The 19,229-nt window shown below is 39.1% G+C and carries 18 protein-coding genes; 9 read left to right on the forward strand and 9 right to left on the reverse strand.

Going from position 1 to position 19,229, the window contains the following annotated elements; all coding sequences use genetic code 11:
• Nucleotides 1-10 precede the first annotated feature (10 nt).
• Together BMZ99_RS14470 and BMZ99_RS14475 are read left to right on the forward strand one after the other, a co-directional pair.
• A complete protein-coding gene (locus BMZ99_RS14470; protein ID WP_245754985.1) occupies nucleotides 11-595 on the forward strand; it encodes a TetR/AcrR family transcriptional regulator in 585 nt (194 codons plus the stop codon).
• Nucleotides 596-681: 86 nt separating this feature from the next.
• On the forward strand, nucleotides 682-1,827 hold the full coding sequence (locus tag BMZ99_RS14475; RefSeq protein WP_175490566.1) for an aldo/keto reductase: 1,146 nt from the start codon (nucleotides 682-684) through the stop codon (nucleotides 1,825-1,827).
• Nucleotides 1,828-1,974: 147 nt separating this feature from the next.
• On the opposite strand, the gene BMZ99_RS14480 is transcribed toward BMZ99_RS14475, so the two are convergent.
• The 3 genes from BMZ99_RS14480 to BMZ99_RS27400 all read right to left on the reverse strand — a co-directional run bounded on the left by BMZ99_RS14480 (nucleotide 1,975) and on the right by BMZ99_RS27400 (nucleotide 3,844).
• Nucleotides 1,975-2,499, reverse strand: coding sequence for a hypothetical protein (locus BMZ99_RS14480; protein ID WP_090938625.1), 525 nt, complete (start codon nucleotides 2,497-2,499; stop codon nucleotides 1,975-1,977).
• A gap of 130 nt (nucleotides 2,500-2,629) precedes the next feature.
• On the reverse strand, nucleotides 2,630-3,553 hold the full coding sequence (locus tag BMZ99_RS14485; RefSeq protein WP_090938628.1) for a VirK/YbjX family protein: 924 nt from the start codon (nucleotides 3,551-3,553) through the stop codon (nucleotides 2,630-2,632).
• Nucleotides 3,554-3,715: 162 nt separating this feature from the next.
• Nucleotides 3,716-3,844 (reverse strand): hypothetical protein, encoded by a 129-nt coding sequence (locus BMZ99_RS27400; protein WP_281246809.1) that lies wholly within the window; start codon nucleotides 3,842-3,844, stop codon nucleotides 3,716-3,718.
• 177 nt (nucleotides 3,845-4,021) lie between these two features.
• Here BMZ99_RS27400 and ftsH point away from each other — a divergent pair, with 177 nt between their 5' ends.
• The gene (gene ftsH / locus BMZ99_RS14490; protein ID WP_090938631.1) at nucleotides 4,022-5,587 is read left to right on the forward strand and encodes an ATP-dependent zinc metalloprotease FtsH; all 1,566 of its coding nucleotides are present in this window, start codon (nucleotides 4,022-4,024) and stop codon (nucleotides 5,585-5,587) included.
• Nucleotides 5,588-5,639: 52 nt separating this feature from the next.
• Here the strand turns inward: ftsH and BMZ99_RS14495 are convergent, their stop codons facing one another.
• Complete coding sequence (locus tag BMZ99_RS14495) at nucleotides 5,640-6,506, reverse strand: LysR family transcriptional regulator (protein ID WP_175490561.1); 867 nt, start codon at nucleotides 6,504-6,506, stop codon at nucleotides 5,640-5,642.
• 123 nt (nucleotides 6,507-6,629) lie between these two features.
• On the opposite strand from BMZ99_RS14495, the gene BMZ99_RS14500 reads away from it, so the two are divergent.
• Nucleotides 6,630-7,502 (forward strand): DMT family transporter, encoded by an 873-nt coding sequence (locus tag BMZ99_RS14500; RefSeq protein ID WP_175490562.1) that lies wholly within the window; start codon nucleotides 6,630-6,632, stop codon nucleotides 7,500-7,502.
• 272 nt (nucleotides 7,503-7,774) lie between these two features.
• Nucleotides 7,775-8,572 (forward strand): PhzF family phenazine biosynthesis protein, encoded by a 798-nt coding sequence (locus tag BMZ99_RS14505; RefSeq protein WP_090938637.1) that lies wholly within the window; start codon nucleotides 7,775-7,777, stop codon nucleotides 8,570-8,572.
• A 143-nt stretch (nucleotides 8,573-8,715) separates the two neighbouring features.
• Here BMZ99_RS14505 and BMZ99_RS14510 read toward each other — a convergent pair whose 3' ends face one another.
• From BMZ99_RS14510 to BMZ99_RS27050, 3 genes are all read right to left on the reverse strand, one after another.
• Nucleotides 8,716-9,453: an acyltransferase gene (locus BMZ99_RS14510; protein ID WP_090938640.1), complete on the reverse strand. Its 738-nt coding sequence runs from the start codon at nucleotides 9,451-9,453 to the stop codon at nucleotides 8,716-8,718.
• Nucleotides 9,454-9,578: 125 nt separating this feature from the next.
• Nucleotides 9,579-11,678 carry a methyl-accepting chemotaxis protein gene (locus tag BMZ99_RS14515; RefSeq protein WP_090938642.1) on the reverse strand — a complete coding sequence of 700 codons (2,100 nt, stop codon included), beginning with the start codon at nucleotides 11,676-11,678 and terminating at the stop codon, nucleotides 9,579-9,581.
• 110 nt (nucleotides 11,679-11,788) lie between these two features.
• Entirely contained in the window at nucleotides 11,789-12,799 is a 1,011-nt protein-coding gene (locus tag BMZ99_RS27050; protein WP_090938645.1) for an RraA family protein, read from the reverse strand.
• Between the two features lie 387 nt (nucleotides 12,800-13,186).
• Here BMZ99_RS27050 and BMZ99_RS14525 point away from each other — a divergent pair, with 387 nt between their 5' ends.
• The 4 genes from BMZ99_RS14525 to BMZ99_RS14540 all read left to right on the forward strand — a co-directional run bounded on the left by BMZ99_RS14525 (nucleotide 13,187) and on the right by BMZ99_RS14540 (nucleotide 18,179).
• On the forward strand, nucleotides 13,187-14,098 hold the full coding sequence (locus BMZ99_RS14525; protein WP_090938649.1) for a helix-turn-helix transcriptional regulator: 912 nt from the start codon (nucleotides 13,187-13,189) through the stop codon (nucleotides 14,096-14,098).
• A gap of 299 nt (nucleotides 14,099-14,397) precedes the next feature.
• Entirely contained in the window at nucleotides 14,398-15,885 is a 1,488-nt protein-coding gene (locus BMZ99_RS14530) for an ArnT family glycosyltransferase (RefSeq protein ID WP_245754986.1), read from the forward strand.
• Nucleotides 15,886-15,911: 26 nt separating this feature from the next.
• A complete protein-coding gene (locus BMZ99_RS14535) occupies nucleotides 15,912-17,567 on the forward strand; it encodes an ArnT family glycosyltransferase (RefSeq protein ID WP_245754987.1) in 1,656 nt (551 codons plus the stop codon).
• Nucleotides 17,568-17,729: 162 nt separating this feature from the next.
• Entirely contained in the window at nucleotides 17,730-18,179 is a 450-nt protein-coding gene (locus tag BMZ99_RS14540) for an Hsp20/alpha crystallin family protein (protein ID WP_090938658.1), read from the forward strand.
• A gap of 138 nt (nucleotides 18,180-18,317) precedes the next feature.
• On the opposite strand, the gene BMZ99_RS26735 is transcribed toward BMZ99_RS14540, so the two are convergent.
• A complete protein-coding gene (locus BMZ99_RS26735; protein WP_281246810.1) occupies nucleotides 18,318-18,725 on the reverse strand; it encodes a methyl-accepting chemotaxis protein in 408 nt (135 codons plus the stop codon).
• Between the two features lie 170 nt (nucleotides 18,726-18,895).
• On the reverse strand, nucleotides 18,896-19,147 hold the full coding sequence (locus tag BMZ99_RS26740; RefSeq protein ID WP_217645091.1) for a hypothetical protein: 252 nt from the start codon (nucleotides 19,145-19,147) through the stop codon (nucleotides 18,896-18,898).
• Nucleotides 19,148-19,229: the final 82 nt, after the last annotated feature.

The raw sequence follows: 19,229 nt of genomic DNA on the forward strand, positions 1-19,229 counted from the left end.
GAATTTAATTTTGGAGAATACAATGAAAGAAAAGGTACAGAATAAAAAAGCAGCTGTGCTGCAAGCCGCACTAGAACTTATCTCTGAGCAAGGGTTTCAGGGTTCCCCGATGTCACAAATTGCTCAAAGAGCGAATATTGGCGTAGGTACTATTTACCGTTACTTTTCCAGCAAGGAAGACTTGATCAACGATTTATATATTGATGTCAAGACTCGTCTTGCCCAGCACACCCTGCGCAATTATTCGGCGAGCCGGGAGGTTCATGCAAGTTTTTTAGTGTTATTACGTAATATTGTTGATTATTTTATTGAAAATCCTGCAGAATTGCTGTTTATGGAGCAGTATGCGAACTCTCCCCTTATTACTGATGCCGCACGGGAAGAAGGTTTACGCATGTTTGCGCCAGTCAATCATTTGTTTAAGCGTGGCAAAGACGAGAATTTACTGAAAGAACTTCCAATGGAGATGCTAAGCACTCTTGCTTATGGATCGACGATCTCTCTTGTTAAGCTTAAGTTGTTTGCTAAGGTTCGTCTAGATGAAACTACCATCGATGCAGGAGTAGACGCAATATGGGATGCAATCAAGAGGTAGTGAAAAACGAATTCAATTTTGCGTCTTATCTTCAAGAACATTCCAGTCTTAAATGAGTAATCGAAAATAAGGGAGGAATTATTTTGTTGTACAGAAAGTTTGGTAAAACGAAAGAAATGGTTTCCGCTTTAGGGTTTGGCTGTATGAGGCTTCCTATAATCGGTACCGATCCAACCAACATTGATGAGGAGAAGGCAACAGAAATGCTAAGGCATGCTATTGATGCAGGTGTAAATTATGTAGATACCGCTTATCCTTATCATGGAACGGGTTTTACTCGTGGTGGTGCCAGCGAACTTTTTGTTGCTAAAGCCTTGAGGGATGGCTACAGACAGAAAGTAAAATTAGCGACAAAACTTCCTAGCTGGTTGATTAAAACAAGAGACGATATGGATAAATATTTAAATGAACAATTGGAACGCCTTGAAACGGATACAATTGATTTTTATCTAGTTCATTCACTGAATGAAAATGTGTGGCCAGTATTAAAAGAAGCTGGTATTAGCGAGTTTTTACAAGAAGCGATCAAAGACGGAAGAATCAAGTACGCAGGATTTTCCTTCCATGATCAAATCGGATTGTTTAAAGAAATCGTGGATTATTATGATTGGTCATTTTGTCAGATTCAATATAACTATTTAGATGAGAAATACCAAGCTGGCAGGGAAGGCTTAGAATATGCAGCGAAGAAAGGTTTGGGAATTGTCATTATGGAACCCCTAAGAGGCGGTAACATTGTAAATCTCCCTAAAGAAGCAATCGAGGTTATTGATCAAGCAGATGTGAAAAGAACACCGGCAGAATGGGGCTTACGATGGGTATGGAACCATCCAGAAGTCTCTGTTGTATTAAGTGGTATGACGACGATGGATCATGTTACAGAAAATATAAAAGTAGCCCAAGAAGGAGAAGCCAATTCACTGACAACCAAAGAACTGGATATCGTCAATAAAGTAAAAAATCTCTTCGAACAAAGAATTAAAGTCAACTGTACAGGCTGTGCATACTGCATGCCTTGTCCTGCAGGTATCAATATTCCTGGATGCTTTTCCACTTATAATGATCATTGGGTTTTTGATGCCACTCCTGCGGCAAAGAAAACCTATGAGCTTCGCTCGAGGCTTACAGCTCCCGCATCGAAATGTGTAGAATGCGGTAAATGTGAAAGCCATTGTCCTCAAGGAATCCCAATCCGCAAAGAATTAAAGAATGTGAAAGAGCTATTCGAATAAATAAATGTGTTCAAATAAGGGGCGCCGTCTATTTTAATTTAGATAGATGGACGACCCTTATTTGTAATTTTAAAGCAGTTCTCTTTGTTGTAGCATCCTTTATTCTGTGTTCAATCAAATGTTCAAGGGATGCCAGTGATAAAAGTTTTATTCAGGGTCATCGTCATTTTTCTTTAATGGTTTCATAGCTGGTTTTATCAGTCTGAATACATTTTCTGCTTGTTCAGAAGCGATGTTCTTTACAAATTCTTTTTCCGAAACTTGAGCCAGAACTAAGCCGTATATCGATGTAGTTGCAACGTTTGCCAATGCGGTAGTCAGAGGGATGGGCATTGTTCCCTCCACTTTAAACAAGGAAGCAACGGCATAAATAAAAAACCAAATAAATGTTGAGAAAAGCCATCCTTTAAAAAGAAGATTTGTAATTTTGATTAAAGGAACTAGGTAAATGAAGACAATTCCGAGAATGCCTGTAAAACCAATATTTACTGCGAGTGCGAACAAAATTTCAAAGGTACTAAATGGCGGAGTCTGACCTAAAACGATGATTGCAGTCCAATCAGCAAATCGAAGAGTAGTAAGACCTAGAAAACCAAACAGCAAACTTACGATGTTTGCGACTAATCCGCTAGTTACTCCTGCAATGAAACCTCTGGTAAATTTATCTCCCAAGATGATTTCTCTCCTTTATAAGCTTTATGCTTAGTATAAGCAAGGCTAGGGAAACTATTCTTTCATAATAAAAAGACTTCCTATCATCCAAGAAACAAGGAGATGATGAGGAAGTCAAAAAATTGAAGGATTAAACGATTACTTGTAACCGAATATTTTTTTTTAGATATTGATCGAATGATTGTATAATTATTGAATCAGTTTCATCCAGCATTAAAAATCTTTTTCTGTATAGATTACGTTTGTGCGAGTCAACTTCATTGAGATTTTTTCGAATTTCAGCTGTAGGCAGTTCAAAAAAACGTGCATCCTTGCATACTTTTCCACCGATCTCCTGCCAGAAATCATCTAAGGAAGTTTTTAGTTTACGATCAAGGCGGATGTGATTATTAGCATAAAATCCATAATTAGATACGGCGTATATTTTTTTTAACCCTAATTCACAGGCAACGGTACACAATGCATGAAAAATAAAATTTTTAGTTCGATAACCATAAAAGAACTTGGTTAAGCCTCGTGAGATTTGTAATCCATTGGGCGATCCCTGCAAGGCTCCAATCCACAGAGCCATCTCGTTTTCTTGATTTGGTGCCAGCCAAAATATGATCTGATAAATCCTCTTATCGCCGAGTTTAAGTAAGATAGCCAGTAAGCCTTCTTTGTCATGACTTCCTCGACTGAAGTGCAGGGTCAAGGAAAGCATTTCATTTTGATATTTCTGACTCCAGAGCGGGATGCCATCGCCAAGATAGATCTTCCTTAAGGCATCTTCCTTAAGGCAATCATTAACAAATAAGTAATGTTTTTTAATAATTTCAGTTCGCTCTGAAAAGCTGGACTGATGATAAAACCATTGACGTGTTGCCTGCTCAAAGATACATGGCTGAGCGATAGAAATGTCTCGCCTGAGATGATTTTTTTCAAAGAATTCAATGAGTTTCATCATTTGCTTGTAATGAGTTACTGTTCTAATTAGAAAAACGAACTTACGCCAAGACGCATGCCGTTCACCATCGCTATAAATTTTTGCACTCAAATTAATCAACTGTTTCATATGTGTTTCTCCAGAATTTGATTTTGTTAGCTAAGTATAGCAAAATAAACTGAAATTCTGCTGAAATAATGCGGAAGCTAACTTAAATCCCTGATAGATCCTTTGTTCCTATTAAATTAGGAGTACCTTACTAGTTTTATGTAAGGTACTCCTAATTTGATGTTAAGTGTTTGGGTGATTTGGCTGTTTGTTCTTAGCAATATATTCTGCATTTTTAATATCCTGTATCTGCTCTTTTCCACGTTTACCTTTTGTATTTTGCTGTACGTCACTGTCTCGTTTTTGAGCCATAAAATCACCTCCTGACCGTAGTATTTACTCATGATTATTGAGATATGCAATTAAAATGTCATCGAAGGGGCAGAAAGAACTTGCCTTCGTGGTTTATTGAAGTGCGGTTTATTAATTGTCACGAGAGCCATTTGTGTGCATAAAATAGTATGACATGATAAAGGGAGGAGACTTAATGTGATAAACTCCAGATTTATCTTTAAGAGAATTAAGCGAATGGTGCTAAAAGCTAGTGATCCAGTGTTGTCCATAGCCAGTCTGCCTATGTTGCTTTCAATTGGCGATTGGCTTTATATAATGAAAAAAATTGAGAATGGTAAATTACCAAATTTGTCTAATGATGAGAAAAAAGCTAAAATACGTAAGCATACGAATATTATTACCTTTAAGGATGTAGAAGGTAATGATGAAGCGAAGCTGGAACTCAAGGAAATTCTAGCGTTTATTAAGCATCCTAAAAAGTTTAGTGATTTGGGTGCTCGAATTCCTAAAGGAGTTCTGTTGTATGGGCCGCCCGGCACCGGAAAAACACTAATGGCAAAAGCATTGGCAGGCGAGGCGGGAGTGCCGTTTTTAAGCATGAGCGGTTCTGAATTCGTAGAAATGTATGTTGGTGTTGGGGCTTCCAGAGTGCGTGATTTATTTAAGGAAGGCAGGAAGAAGGCTCCATGTATCATTTTTATTGATGAAATAGACGCAGTAGGACGGCAGCGCGGGGCTGGTGTGGGTGGAGGAAATGATGAACGAGAACAAACCCTAAATCAATTGCTGGTAGAGATGGATGGATTCGATGCAAATAAAGGAATCTTTGTTGTTGCAGCGACCAATCGAACGGATATTCTTGATCCGGCACTTTTACGACCGGGACGCTTTGACCGCAGAATTGTAGTGGATCGGCCAGATCTTAGGGGACGCCTTAATATATTAAAAGTGCACACTAGACGCAAGCCTTTAGCAAATGAGATGGACCTTGAAGTCCTAGCTCGCCGCACACCTGGTTTTACAGGAGCCGATCTCAGTAATATGGTGAATGAAGCTGCTATTCTTGCTGTGCGCAAAGGTAAAATTTGCATAGAGATGGATGATATGGAAGAAGCGGTGGAGCGTATAGTGGCAGGACCGGAGCGCAAAGGTCGTTTTATGAATGCAAGAGATAAAAAGCTTACTGCGTATCATGAGGCCGGGCACGTTTTAGTTGCGATGCTTTTAAGGCATGCTGATCCGATTCATAGAGTGTCGATTATTCCGCGCGGTCAGGCTGGCGGATATACTCTTACGTTGCCTAAAGAAGATCGGTGTTATTTTACCAGATCGGAAATTTTCGATCGCATTAAGATATTACTGGGTGGTAGGGCAGCTGAGTTCCTGACTTTTAAAGAAACAAGCACTGGAGTTCAAAATGACCTAATACAAGCTACTGAACTTGCACGTAAAATGATCTGTGAGTACGGAATGAGCGACACATTAGGACCAGTCGCTTTATCACGATCTCAGGAACAGGTTTTTTTGGGGCGTGATATAGCACGCGGTCCTATTAATAGCCAGGAAATAGACTATACCATAGATAAAGAAATACATCACATACTTGATAGCGCTTATGAAAAAGCCGAAGAAATAATCACATCTAATCTTGATAAGCTGCGGCTTATTGCAACCACTTTATTAGAGCGAGAAAAGCTGGATGGCGCGGAATTAAGTCAATTGCTGGGAAGACTGGATACTGATGATGATGAAAACGAATAGCAGGATTTCAAATTTGCTCAAGGTAATGATTTATGAGAACCTAAAGAGCATATCATTTCAGAATGGCTTGTGAATATTCAATCAACTTTTCAGTGGCAATGGATGCATTGGAATATGATTTTACGGCAATACCTAATACTCGTTTGGCACAAGGGTTTAAAGGCTTTGTCACGATTGTGCTATCAGGGGTTTGCAATAAAAGCGCAGGAAGTATGCTAATTCCTAAATTCTTGCTAACCATTGAAATCACGCTAAAATCATCCATGGATGAGATGTTAACATTAGGGAGGATATTATTCTTTTGAAAATAGGAATTCACATCATAATCAAATCCTGGGGAGGACAAAATAAAATCATTCTGCATAAAATCTGTAGGAGTGATATAATCCTTAGTGGCTAAAGGGTGATTAGGCGGAAGTACTGCTACTAGATGATCTTCTTTTAATGGTATCCATTTACTTTGGCGGTGATCTTTGTAGCTTAAAAAAGCTAAATCAATATAATTATCTTTTAGCCACATTTCTAATTGATCCATTCCTCCTTCCATCAATTGAATTTTAATATTTGGGTAGTCTGTCCGAAACTTATAAATGATTTTTGGTAACCATTGTGTTGAGATGCTATGAAAAGTACCTATACGAATTGTGCCAGTAGCAACCCCATGGATAGAAGAAACAATTTGATTGAACTTTTCATCGAGCTTAATCATTTCTTGAACCAAGGGATGCAGTTGACTTCCCTCTGAAGTCAGCTTTACTCCATATTTATTTCGTGTCATGATTGAAAATCCTAAATCTTTTTCAACACTTTTGATAAGATGACTAATTCCTGACTGGGAAAATCCTATTTGTTCTCCTGCTTTTGTGAGACTTCCTGTGGCTAGAATTGTTTGTATTACTTTCCATTTCTCTAAGTCCATATAAACCCTCTTTTCTAGCATGAATAAATTGCATAATTAAAATGTAATATCTACATTTTACTAATGTTATAACCACGATTATAATAGCTCTATAGAAAATTGCAAGAGAACAGAGGAATTTGTATGAAGAAACAACTCGCCGAAGTCAATCCCAAGGTCATGTTAATGTTAGGTGTATTAGGGATATCGTTCTCAGCTGTATTTATAAGAGAATCAAATGCTCCAAGTTTAGTTATTGCGACCTATCGATTGGGGTGGACCGTTCTTATTTTATTACCGATAGTGGGAATTAAATTTCGGGATGAATTGCGTAACCTTAAACAGCGAGATGTGTCGTGGTGCGCGGTCAGCGGATTTTTCCTTGCCGCTCATTTTTGGCTGTGGTTTGAATCCTTAAAATTTACATCTATAGCGAGTTCAACCGTATTGGTGAGTACAGAAGTGATCTTTGCTGCCATAGGGTTTGTTCTTGTATTTAGCGGTAAAATAAATAAGCTGGGAGTTACTGCAATTATTGTTACTTTTTTAGGTAGTGTGGTGATTGCGATGAGCGACAGCGGTGGTGGGAGCAATGTTTTATATGGCGATGTTTTAGCATTGCTTGGAGCCGTTATGGTTGCAGTTTATACACTAATAGGGAAAAAACAACGGGGACACCTTAGTACCACAATCTATACGTTTATCACATATTGTGCTTGTTTTGTAAGCCTGCTGATATTTGATGCTGTGACTGGCACACCGATTTATGGATACGGCATGAAAGAAATTATCCTTGGACTTCTGCTAGGGATTTCCTGTACGCTGTTAGGTCATAGTATATTTAGTTGGTGTCTAAAGTACTTAAGCCCATCGTTTGTGTCTTCAGCAAAATTGTTAGAGCCAGTATTTGCTTCTATTCTAGCAGTTTTTATTTACAAAGAAACGCCTAATATGTTGCAGGTTATTGGGGGAATCATTGTTATTGGAGGAGTATACTTATATTCTAAGAGTGAATAAAAAGAGCGTTATGAATACAAGATTAAACGAAAAAACTCCTGCAGGTAATTCGTCCTGCAGGAATTTTTCGTTTGAGAGTAAATAGGTAGAATTGTGGAATTTTTTGATTTTAATTCTATAATCAATATGAAAGGTAGGAAGCCAACCATTATTGCTACTACAGAAGAGAACCAATCGATACCTGGCAGTGATGATATAAAGATAGGATTAAATATTTATACCAAATAATAGAAAATAGAAGAAAATAGCCCTAATTTGTGAGGAGGATGAAAATGGGAGTAACGATCTATCAGGTAGATGCATTTACGGATTTACCTTATAAAGGTAATCCAGCAGCCGTTTGCTTATTGGATAAAGCTAAAGATGAGGCATGGATGCAGGCTGTAGCCAATGAAAATAACTTATCAGAAACAGCTTTTTTGACGCCAGGGAATGACGGTTATAATCTTCGCTGGTTTACTCCAAAAAGTGAAGTTAAACTTTGTGGTCATGCAACTTTGGCAAGTGCTTACATCCTGTATAAGGAAAAATTATTGCCATTGAACAAACAGGCTCGATTTTTTACCTTAAGTGGTTTGCTAACAGCCAGCTACCATGAAAATACCGGGTTCATTGAATTGGACTTTCCAGCACATTCTGTAACGCCTTGTGAGCCCCCACGCGGATTAGTAGAATCGTTAAAGGTCAAGCCAATTTTTATAGGCCGTAGCGATAATGATTACTTAATCGAAGTAGCGTCAGAAGATGAGGTAAAAGAGCTTGTGCCGGATTTTAGCAGATTACTTCAGGTTCCGTGCCGAGGAATCATTGTGACAGCATTAGCATCATCCAATAATTATGACTTTATTTCTCGGTTTTTTGCTCCTGCTGTTGGTGTCAATGAAGATCCTGTTACCGGTTCAGCTCATTGTCGACTAGCTCCCTATTGGGAGGCAAAGTTGAAGAAAAATGAGTTTATTGCTTATCAGGCATCATCGCGGGGCGGTTTTTTACAGTTGGCTACTGTAGGAGATCGAGTCAGGATTGGCGGTAAAGCTGTGATCGTGTTGAAGGGAGAATTTCTTGTATGATCAAAACTCACCTAACTTGTAAAAAAGAATGAATATTGCTCAAAGATAGTAAACTACTTACTGTTCTTAAGAATGTGGCATTTGAGAATCACTTTATTTTGGCGATCAATGCAATCGATTCCGATAGAAACTACAAAGCACTATTATTCTTGAAAGGCTGCATTATGAAACCATACATGTCCTAACTGCTGTTTGTTTCTACCTCGATTTTTCCTTTCTCGTACGGGTTTTGCTGGAATTCCAGCTACAAACGTGTTTGGATCCACACTTTTGGTTACTACCGATCTTGCAGCGACTACTGCTTGTTCACCTACCACTATACCTGGCAATAACATGGAATGAGAGAAAACTTTAGCAAAGTGCTCTACTTTCACCGGTGCATAAATTCTCTTTTCGTGATTGTGTTCAAGATGTGAATGCGTGTAAATTTCCACCTTTTCAGTTAATGTTACAAAATTGCCAAGAGTAATTCCTCCTTTGCCATCGAGGAATACTTCACGATTTAGGAACACATCATCGCCGATTTCGATATTATGACCAAAATTAAAACGTACACCCTCCATGGCGATGAAATTTTTCCCACATTTTTTAAATAATTTTTGGGCGAGAATACGACGAAAGGGGACCGCAAAATTAGTAATTAAACTAAGCGGCAATTTGTCAAATATCTCCCAGAGTAAATGCAAGTATTTCTGTTCCATTGTAAGAGGTAGAACCTTAATTTGGGGCAAATATTCGTCGTATAATTTAAAGTCATCAAATAATTCCTTGGGAAATAAATGTGTTGCGTTTATTAATTCTAAAATTGAGTAGGTTTTTTTCTCATCTAATACGCTTTGAACGATGGATTCAATAGTCGACAGCTTATTCTCAATATTCATAAATACCTCCAAGCTATATAGATATCGAATATGAAAGTGATCTTCCATTAACCTTAACACGGAGAACATTCACTTTGGCATCACGATTATAATCCATAGAAATGCGTTATTCTTTTGTATCCTTTTTAAGACACTTTAAATTCGGATACCAAATTATATAGACGATCGGAGATCTCGACCAATTGTTTGGTAGAATCAACAATTGCCTGCATTCCAGCGGCCTGTTCTTCTACGGCAGCTGCCACTTGCTGTGTGGAAGCAGATGTCTGTTCTGTAATTGCAGCAGCATTTTCTATATCTGCCATAGTATATTGCACCTCTTCGTTCATGATGCTTGCAGCGGAAGATACGTCATCGACAACCATAATAATCTCGCCGACAGTCTTTTCGATATCGTCAAAATGAGCACCAGCCTGAATGGCAATTTCCATACTATCGGTAATTTCCTGCGAACCCTTATTCATACTCTCGGTTATGGAGGCAATCTGTTCCTGAATACCGTTGATAAGCTGAGCTATTTGCTGGGCCGCGCCACCTGACTGTTCAGCCAGTTTTCTAACTTCATCTGCGACAACGGCAAATCCGCGACCAGCTTCACCTGCTCTGGCTGCCTCAATAGCAGCGTTAAGAGCCAACAGATTCGTCTGGCCGGCAATGCCAGTAATGACTTCAATAATGTTGCCAATTTCGGAGGACTGTGCTAATAGCAGTTGACTTTCTTGTAAGTTGCTGTTGTTATGCTTTACGAATACGCTCATACTTTCCACTGTTTGTTTTACGGATTGAAGACCGATGGAGCTTACATCCTGTGATCTTTTAGCGACTTGAAGCATTTCATGACATTTGTCAGTAACTGTTTTTCCGGACTCACCTACTTGCTTAGTCTTATTGGCAGCGTCTGATACATGGGCTGCCTGTTGATCGGCACCTTGAGCCAGCGCCTGCATTGTCGTCGCTACTTCCTCTGTCATTTTGCCTGTATCCTGACAAGCGTCGGCAACGTCACGGGAAAGACGCTTTATCTTTTCCGATTCATCGGTGATATTATTTACCACTCCCCGCAAGGTTGAGACGGTCTTACTGAAGGCATAAGCCAGCCTGCCAATTTCGTCTTGAGAGTCAATTTGGAGGGAGCCAGTTAAATCTCCGGCAGCCACTTGGTCAGCAAACTTGCTGAGTTGGCTGAAAAGGCGGCCAATAGCCAAGTAAATGACGATAGACATGAAAACGATGACAGCCACTGCGATCAACAGCATCATTGTAAGTATTTTATTTGCTGACGCGAAAAGCTCATCTTCGAAAACAACATTAGCTACTGTCCAGCCTGCTATTGGAATGGGGTTATAAAAAACAATTTTTTTATCTGTTCCATCAGTATAGCGGAATATGCCGGGTTTGCCTCCGGCAATCAGTTCGCCAAGTTTACGGATATTTTCATTATCAATATTTGATATTTTTTCTTTCATAGCCCATTCTGAGTTGGGATGAACAACGAAGGTACCGTCTTGTGCCAAAAGAAATCCATAACCTTTTTCTCCATACTTCAACTGCTGGGTTATTTGCTGGATCGTTTCAATGGTCAAACTCGCGCCAGCGCCAGCTGTTACGTTTCCTTGATTATCTTTTCGATAGGCAATCATAAGCACCATATTTTTATCATATGCCTGGGAATACGCCGGCTTATAAATAGCATCATAAGGAATACCACCAGTACGGGAAAATCGTTCTCCTGCTTCTAATGCGCCGCCTTTTGCCCATGGATTAGTTTTTAATACTCCCGCTTTCACATCATAATAACGGGCTGTCAGTTTACTTAAAGCTTCAGGATTGCTGTATTCCTGAGGTTCTAAAGAGTTGACGATATGCAGAGCTGCATATTGGTTAGGATATGCTTCATTAATAAATTTCCAACGGGATAGCAGAAGCTCATCAATCAGTTTTATGGATTCATCCTCCCGTTTAAGATCAAGTTGTGGATTGGTCATTAAGATCCGCGCGACCATCGGACTTGCAGCTGTTTCACGTACTTCACCAAGCCGCCCGGTCAACCAAGTGTTCATATGGTCGGCCGCTTCGCCGGTTCTAAGTACCATAGACTCAGTTAATTCCGATTCAATTACCTTGTGGAACTGCCAATAAGCAACCCCGGTCAAAGAGAGTAAACCAATAATAATCACTGGTAATATTATTGCTAGCAGTTTAAATTTAAAAGACAAGTTTTTCATCGTTTAGAACCTCCCAAAAATTGATCAATTGCTATAAATTAAAGTTACTTTATCTCAGATTACAATGGTGAAGTATTCAACTGACTACAAACTTAACAAATGTCCAGTCCCTAATACCCAATATCCAAGCATTCTAGTCTCCCGAACTGCGAATGACGATATATTACATGATCCAATATTGCCCTTACCTCCTCAGCTATGTCCACAAACTCACAGCCAAAGTTGTTATACTGCTGCCAGGTGACGTTTGCGACAATATTAATATTTCCTAGTTCTTTAGACAAACACAGTCGTATTTGCGAAAGAATCTCTAATGGCTGCTCTACTTGCAGTAATATTCCATCCATACTCATATTAATTGCAGTGGCATGTATGGGTTCAGCAGAGCCTTTGATAATAATGGTTACAGGTGCATCGACATTGACACGAGGAGAATTTCGATTATCATTTATGATAACAGCTCGTCTTGCTTTAAGAGCTTCCTCGATCCACATACGGTCCAAAGTCCCTTTTTCGATGTCGTTCATGATCTTCTGTTCCACGCGAATCTTATTTTTGGATTGTATCAGCAAATCATCAGCATCACGGGGATTAATGACGACAATCCCATCTTCGTCACCAACCAAGATATCACCAGGATTCACAACAACTCCGCCACAAGTCACAGGCACATTGATTTTCCCAGGTCGGTCTTTATAAGACATAGTCAGGGCGGTACCTGCCGCATAGATGGGTACATCCATTCTTCTCAATGCTCCGATATCACGTACAGCGCCATCAATAATAAATCCGCCAATGCCTCTTTGTTTGGACCACAAAGCCAGCAGCTTTCCCATAACAGGATTAGTCAAGTCACCTTGAGCATCCACTACCAAAACATCTCCAGGTTGTGCGAGGTCAAGTGCTTTCTGAAGCAGTAGATTATCATCAGGATGTGACTTAACGGTAAAAGCTGGTCCAAGCAGCGGTAGATTGTTAATTGGTCGAATTGTAGCGTTCATGCATGACATGCGGTTCATATTGTCGGCGATAGCAGCTGATGGCATTCCGACAAAAGCATCAATTAGTTTTCGGGGAGGCCGATTTATGCTAGTAAAAATATACAATCCTTCATTTGACATAAATACATCACTCCATTCTTAGCTTTAATATAGTTATAAACAAAACCAACCACGTAGCTGACTGACATTTGAGCTTTCCTGCGAAACACCAGTTTGATATCAAAATGTTTTTACCTTTAGACCTAATGGTTTGCATTCTTACTTTGGCTTTAGTTCGCCTATGGAATAGTATTAAAAACGCCATTATTGTACAAAATTTTCCAATGATATTTTTACTGTAATGTATTTGTATATAAAATACAATTGACTTAACAAAAATGTAATTTATTATTAATGTGGACACGGAACAGGTTGGTTGTTCCAAAAGGTAGAAGAGGCAGAAAATCAAAGTACAGCAAATAGGACAGATTTTGTCTTATTTGCTGTATACTAAGTTGGGTGATAAAAATGAAAAGCAGTCGAGTTTTCGAAATAACAACTATATTGCTTAACAAAGGATCGGTTACGGCGAGAGAACTCGCTAGCCGTTTTGGTGTTTCCACAAGGACAATTTATCGGGATATCGATATACTCTCCTCCTCAGGTGTACCTGTATATATGAGCAAAGGGAATGGCGGAGGCATACATCTTCTAGAGGATTATACATTGAATAGAACCATTTTTTCGGAGGGGGAAAGTGAAAACCTGCTGATGGCGATCAAAACGCTACAGGCAACTCAATATCCAGACTTAGATGCTGCTCTTGAAAAAATGGGAGCAATATTCAAGAAGATTTCAAATCATGATTGGGTTGAAGTCGATTTTTCGCCATGGGCAAGTTTGCCGAATGAGCAAAACAAATTTAATGACATAAAGCGGGCTATGTTAAATAGGAATGTCATTCAATTCGGCTATGTGAACGGAGAAGGTCATCAAAGCTTTCGACAGGCAGAACCGGAGAAGCTTATATTCAAAAATAATGCATGGTATCTATTAGCCTTCTGCCGACAGCATCAGGAGCACAGAACCTTTCGAATATCCAGACTGAAAAAGCTGGAGGTATTAACGGAAAATTTTGAGAAAAAAGTACTGCCAAGAGCAAAAGTAAAAGAGGGCAGCTCTGCTCGGCAGCCTCTAATTGTGTTGAAGCTTTGCTTTAAGGCGCAAGTTATAAACCGATTATATGATTATTTTGATGACTCGTTTCTGACTCCTAATGTCGACGGGAGTGTTACTTTAGTGGCAGAGTTACCTGAGGGGGAATGGCTATACAGTTATATCTTATCATTTGGCAGTTCGGTAGAGGTAATTGAACCGAAATCTATGCGTAAGATCATTGCAGAAAGAATACGACAAGCATTAGAACTTTATGCGCGATAATTGGAGAGAATACAATGCTCTTAGGATAGTGACAACATAATTGATGTGAAGTAGAAATAGGCTTATCCATTTCTAGTTAAGATGGATAAGCCTTTTGTAATTATTTATACAAATTAGAGATGATTTTACTTTCATTTAGCACGAAGGATTACATTTTCTTTCTTTTCATATGAATTTCAGAATGACTTGCTATACTCATTCTGACGCAAGATTTGACTAGAAAGGAATCACTAAAAACAATGATAAATAAAAATGTTTGGCTCTGTATAACAATCATTTTCGGGGTGGCTGGCGTACTCATGTTTTCTTATTTGGGATTTCATCCTCTATTGGACCCAGATGAACCGGTATATGCTGAAACCGCTCGCGAAATGCTGCAGTTTCATGATTTCATATCTCCTCGAATCTATGGAGAATTTTGGTATGACAAACCGCCGATGTATTATTGGCTGGTTGCAGTGGCATTTAAAATCTTTGGAACAGGTGAGTTTGCTGCGCGTTTTCCTTCCGCCTTTTTTGCAGTAGGCGGAAGTCTTCTAGCCTATTTATCCGGCCGGAAACTTTTCAACGAGCGCGCCGGATTTCTTGGTGCCTTGGTATTGGCCACAAGTCTGGAGTACTTTTATTTAGGTAATGCAGCAGTTACGGATATGACATTGACTTTTTTTCTTATGGCAGCACTGCTGTCATTTCTTCACCGAAAATACTATCTTCTATACGGATTCGCTGCTCTTGCAGTAGTGACGAAGGGGCCGGTTGCTATTTTCTTTTGTGCCGTGATTATTGGACTGCATCTAATTACGACAGGTTCTCTTAAAACGGTAAAGAGTATGAAACTTATAAGTGGTGCTGCGCTTTTTGCAGTCATTGCTTTGCCTTGGTATGTGGCAATGTACTTTATCCATGGCATGGCTTTTATAGACACATTTTTAGGATTTCATAATGTTACACGTTTTTTGCAGCCTGAGCACGCGTCAGGGACGTTATGGTATTACTATATTCCTGTGTTAGTTCTGGGGTTCTTCCCTTGGACAGCTTTTTTAGGCCAGGCCTTGCTTGCAGGGGGAAAAGAAAAAGGAGAATATCGTAGCACCTGTATTTTTTTATGCATCTGGGCAGCAATAGTATTTGGATTCTTTTCACTGTCCCAGACGAAGTTAATCTCGTATATTCTGCCAATGTATCCACCCTTAGCGATGCTGGTTGGCTACTATTTGGATAAAGCATGGACAGAAGAACGTTATAAGGCGCTAAAAAGCTCTGCTATTATTTTTGCAGTTGTTGCCTCATTCTTGATTGCAGGTTTGTTTTATGCAGGAAGGGTGGTTACAGCAGAAATGATGTTTTCAGTGAAGGTACTAGCGGGAATTTTATCGCTGCTGACCGTTTATGTTCTCGTTCAGAGCTTTTGCCATAAATTTCGTGCTGTGATGGTCTCTTATGTCCTGGGAATGATTATATTTACAGGTTTTTTAATGATACAAACCCTTCCCCTTGTTACACCGTCGCTTTCTGTAAAACAGTTTGTTAAAGAATTTAAGCAGCAGTATGACGGGCAAGCTCCCGTTTATATTGCAAGATTTTATCAGCCCGGTTTCATGTATTATAGCGGTATGGCAGGTACTGAACTAGATTCTGATAAATTAGAGGCAACGATTCTGGGCAAAACGGATAAGGCTTACTTTATTGTACAAAAAAAGAAGTATGAGAGGTTGTCTCCTACAACGTTAAGTAAGCTGCGTGTATTGACAGTTCAAGAAGATAAGGTCTTTTTTACTCGAGATTGATGCGTTATTTTTATGGGAGGACTATTATGAATGTAAAAACATCTGATGTCATAACTGATTTGATACATTCTAAGCAAAAGTACTTGGGAATATTCCTACTTTCCTTTTTCTTTTATATGTTTTTCAGTCATATGATGCCTATTACCGATCCCGTTGAATCCAACTATGCCCTTACAGCAAAAGAAATGGTGCTGTCAGCAGATTGGATCTCACCAAGGATATATGGGAATATCTGGTTTGATAAGCCGGTGTTTTTCTATTGGACTACAGCCATAGCTTTTCAACTGTTTGGGTTTTCCGAATGGGCGGCACGAATTCCACCTGCATTTTTTGCTTCTGTTGGTCTAGTGCTAATGTATTGGTTTACGCTTAAAATCGTTAAACCAAGGGTAGCTATTTTAGCAGTTTTAGTTATGGGGACCTCGTTTGAATATATTGTATTGGCAAAGCTGATTGTTACAGATATGGTGTTTTTTGTATTCAATTGTGCAGCCCTAGGATTTTTTTATCTGGGGTATGTGAATCTAGATGGCAGCAAGAAGAGATGGTATCAGTTTGGATATGTTAGCATGGCTCTAGCTGTATTGACAAAAGGGCCGATCGGTGTTCTGCTGCCTGGTCTAGTTATATTGGTTTTTATAGCTGTGCAGCGTAAGTGGTCTCAAGGAAAAGAATGGTTCATACCGTCGGGGATTTTTCTTTTTGCAGCTGTGGCGCTGCCCTGGTATGCTGCGATGTATGCCATGCATGGCACAGAATTTATCAATAGCTTTTTCGGCGTACACAATTATCTTCGAGCAACCGTTTCAGAACATCCAAAGGATAATGTGAGCTATTACTATATTGCGGTATTTATACTCAGTATGCTGCCTTGGTCTGCTTTAGCCATAAAAGCATTGATACAGGGATGTAGGGACTTTAGGTCTCAATCCTCTCCGCTGCTGCTGTTTCTTTTTTTGTGGACAGCGGCCTACTTTGGCTTTTATTCACTAATGGCTACCAAATATTTGACCTACACATTCCCTATTGTCTTTCCGGTGTCAATTATAACTGCGATCCACCTTGAGAAAATGCTTGCAGAAGGCAAGAAGGCGGCAATTGTCTATTGGGCAGTGGTTCCTTTCGTATTGCTGCTGTTAGTATATATGATCGTGGCTTATCGTTATCTGGCGGGATTAGGACTTATCATAACAGTTGGTAGTCTGCTGCTACTTCTGCTGCTATTTTTCTATAGATCAAATCGGCGTACGGCAGCTGATTTTTTCAAATTGCTTTGTTGGTGTCAATTAGGAGCATATATCATACTTTGCCTATTTGTGTTTCCCGCTATGGCTCAAAGCCGATCAGGAAAAGAGATTGCAGAAAGCATTGCTGGCATGGGAAAAAGAGAGATTGGCATGTATGAGTTTTATAGCACATCTGAAGTGTTTTATAGCGGCAATATCCCAGTAAAGATTGAAAAATCAAGTGTGCTGCCATTACACCAGCCTGGAGAGATGGACTGGTCAAGTAAATATACCATGCCGATCCAAGGGCTAGTCGGTTTTATGGCGCAGTCCTCAAATAGTCTAATTGTAGTACCTGATACGCAAAAAAATCTGTTTCTAGTAGAAACAGATAATTTCAAGCCTAAACTGATAAAGAGTGATAACGGATGGAATTATTATTATTTGAATCACTGATAGATATCATTTATTACTACTAGAATTACAAAAATGATGTAAGAACAATAGCTAAAAGAGTGTGATGACATTTGACTAGGCAGCAACTAGAACATCGAATAAAATAAAAGGAGCTTAAGCATACTAGTAATGATATAAATAGAAAGGAGGAACAAAATCATTATGTTTGGTTTAAGACCTTATAGGCAAAATTATGGACATCAAAGAAATGCGCTGAGTAAGTTTGCAAGAAATTTTTTAGGAGATGATTTTCAAGCACTTTTTGAAAGTGTAAATAATTTCCCTAGCTCATTTCGAGTAGATCTGCGAGAAAATGAAGATCAATATGTGCTAGAAGCAGATTTGCCTGGTATCAATAAAGAGGATATAAGTCTGTATTATGAAAATAATTATTTAACAATTAGTGCAAACCGAAATGAAATGCAAGAAGTGAAAAGTGAAAAAGATTATGTCCGCAGGGAAAGGCGATTTGGTCAGTTTCAGCGGAATTTTTATATAGACAACATTCAAGAAGATAAAATTAATGCCAAATTTGATCATGGTGTACTTACCATTACCTTGGTGAAATCAGACAGAACATTGCCTAAACAAGGCAATATCCCTATTCAATAATAGTGCGCGTGAAAAGATTCTAACTGACTTCTGCCGTGGCAAGATAATATATAACATCTATAGAACAGTAAGCGCTGGAAAGTAGGGAAAAAAGGAGCTAGTGGGACCATAAAACCGTCCCATTAGCTCCTTTTAAAGTTACTTATAACGCTCTACATAATCTTCCAAGCTGCGAGCACCTTTATTAATCTCTTCTAAATTCGCAGCGATCTCTTGTGTGGCTGCTGCCTGCTGTTGGCTAACAGAGCTAGTAATTTCAATTGATTTATAAATGTCGGAAACAGCTTTACTCATTTCTTGTAATGTTGCCTGTATTTTCTTTGTTGCATCTTGAGACTGATCAGCAAGTTTTCTGACTTCCTCAGCTACAACTGCGAATCCTCTGCCTTGTTCTCCAGCCCTGGCTGCTTCAATGGCTGCATTTAATCCAAGAAGATTGGTTTGTTGTGCTATCGTTCGTATGAAACTAATAACTTGGACGGTTTCTTCGTTTCGTTTAGTCAGATCTGCTGCCAGTTGAATTGCTTTTTGCCCGGCACTTACCAATTCACTTGCACTTCGAGCAACTTGCTCAACACTTGTCGAAGCTTGTCCAGTTGAATTAGCTAACTTTTCAACAGTGTCTACTAACTTAAGACTATCATTTAAGTCGATACCAGAGCTTAGCGTTCCAATAATCTCTTTGTTTACGCCATAAATAGGAGTAAAAATAGTTTTTATCGTGCGGCCATATACTTCGGGAGGAATATCTGCGTATCTTTACCTGTATTAATGCAATCTTCGATGGTACTAATACCTTTAATTGGTTTGCCTGTAGGTAAATCAAGCTCAAATTCTTTTGCACGATAGTAGGATAAATACTCCGTTTCACTTGTCAATCCAACCGCCATATCTTCTCGGACAATTTTGTTTAAGTACGGAAGAACTATTTTGAACGCCTCAAGTATTTCCTCATTAGTACGTTGCATCTCGCCACCTCCCCAAATATTGTTATTATAGTTCGATATCAAAGCAGCAAATACCTCTTAGGCAAGTAGTGTAATATCAAAA

Origin of the sequence: Pelosinus propionicus DSM 13327 (assembly GCF_900114615.1) — a bacterium.
GTDB lineage: Bacteria > Bacillota > Negativicutes > DSM-13327 > DSM-13327 > Pelosinus > Pelosinus propionicus.